3 protein-coding genes are annotated in these 1,473 nt (G+C 60.3%); all 3 read left to right on the top strand.

The features are described from left to right. The coding region (locus Q7J58_RS18630; protein ID WP_304831116.1) for an acyl-CoA dehydrogenase family protein at positions 1-328 on the top strand (328 nt) is incomplete at its 5' end. A gap of 108 nt (positions 329-436) precedes the next feature. Continuing rightward, complete coding sequence (locus Q7J58_RS18625; RefSeq protein ID WP_304831115.1) at positions 437-1,126, top strand: TetR/AcrR family transcriptional regulator; 690 nt, start codon at positions 437-439, stop codon at positions 1,124-1,126. A 159-nt stretch (positions 1,127-1,285) separates the two neighbouring features. Beyond that, complete coding sequence (locus Q7J58_RS18620) at positions 1,286-1,453, top strand: hypothetical protein (protein ID WP_304831114.1); 168 nt, start codon at positions 1,286-1,288, stop codon at positions 1,451-1,453. Positions 1,454-1,473: the final 20 nt, after the last annotated feature.

The raw sequence follows: 1,473 nt of genomic DNA, 5'->3' as shown, positions 1-1,473 counted from the left end.
CTCCTACCAGGCGCTGCAGCACCGCATGGCGCAGGCCAAGGCGCAAATCGAGGCGGCGCGCCTGATGACCTACAACGCCGCCGAGCGCTTCGACGCCGGCGAGGACGCCGGTGCGCATGCCAACATGGCCAAGCTGCTAGGCTCGCAAGCGGCAGTAGCCGCCGTCGAGGCCGCGCTGCAAACCCACGGCGGTTACGGGTTCGACCGCGACTACGACATCGTTACGCTGTGGCCCATGGTGCGCCTGCTGGAAATCGCGCCCATCAACAACGAGATGCTGCTCAACTACATCGGCGAACATGTGCTGGGCTTGCCGAAGTCGTACTGAGCCGATGGCCGTCATCCCCGGCGCCGACCCGCCGGACCAAGCTTCGCAACACGGTCGAGGCCTCCGTCCGCCGCTTTCGGGCTGGCCTGAGCTTACGAACCGGCACCTTTGGCAGGCGTCGCTACTCGTTTGCGGATGATGTGTGCCGCGCGCTCCCTTCCCACTTTCGCAGCGACCAAGCGGCCGCGAGGCCGCCCACGCAAGACGCCGCAAGAGCGAAATGAAGGCAACCGCCGCCAAGATATCGTCAAGGCTGCGGCCAAACTGTTTCGACGCAACGGCTTCAACGGCACGAGCACGCGCGACATCGCCTGCGCCGTTGGCATGCATTCCGGATCACTGTTTTGTCACTTCAAAAGCAAGGATGCGCTGTTGTATGAGGTGATGCAGGAAGGCATGCGTAGCGCGCTGGCGCGCCAGACGATCGTGCTCCTTGCCGAACATGACGCTGCGACTACGCTGCGGCAATTGATCCGATCGCATTTCGATATGCTACTGGGGCCAAGCAGCGACTTCATGCATGCGGTGCTCTACGAGTCCCGCTCTCTCAACACAAGGCAGCACAACGTCATCGCGAAGCTGCAAGGTGACTACGAAGCGACATGGACGCCCGTGCTCCAAGAACTCGCGTCGACCGGCTGCTTGCAAGGCGAGGTGTCGCTTGCGCGCCATTTGATCTTTGGACTATTGAACGGGTCAGCGCTGTGGTTCAATCCTAAAGAGGGAATCTCGATTGATGACCTGACCGACGCAGTGGTAGCCCTGTGCATACAAGCCCCCCCGGCAATCCGGACTTGATTTTGTTAGCCTGAAGTCCCCTCGAATTTCTGAGCCAGTCAGATGGCATGGTCACCCCACCTATCACGTGCTGTGCAGTGCACTCGATCACGGTCTCTGGCTTGAACAGGCAGCGGATGCCAAAGTGAGGGTGTTTCCACCCCACTTTGGAGGTTCATCATGTTCGAAGCAGCATCGCTCCCCATCATTGGCCTGGATATCGCAAAGAGCATCTTTCAAGTTTACCAGGTGGATTCACAGGCGGGTGAGATTCGACGTCATCAGGTCAGGCCCCTGATGGCCACCCAAATTCCCCCGTCTATGGCCACCTCAAACTCCCCCACCTGAACTGATCGGGGATAGGGGTT

Source organism: Hydrogenophaga sp., assembly GCF_030656115.1.
Taxonomy (GTDB): domain Bacteria; phylum Pseudomonadota; class Gammaproteobacteria; order Burkholderiales; family Burkholderiaceae_C; genus Hydrogenophaga.
This window is presented reverse-complemented; position numbering and strand designations above follow the sequence as displayed.

Excerpts from the sequence above, each read along its gene's own strand:
- Q7J58_RS18620 (WP_304831114.1), top strand. The coding sequence starts at position 1,286 with ATGTTCGAAGCAGCATCGCTCCCCATCATTGGCCTGGATATCGCAAAG.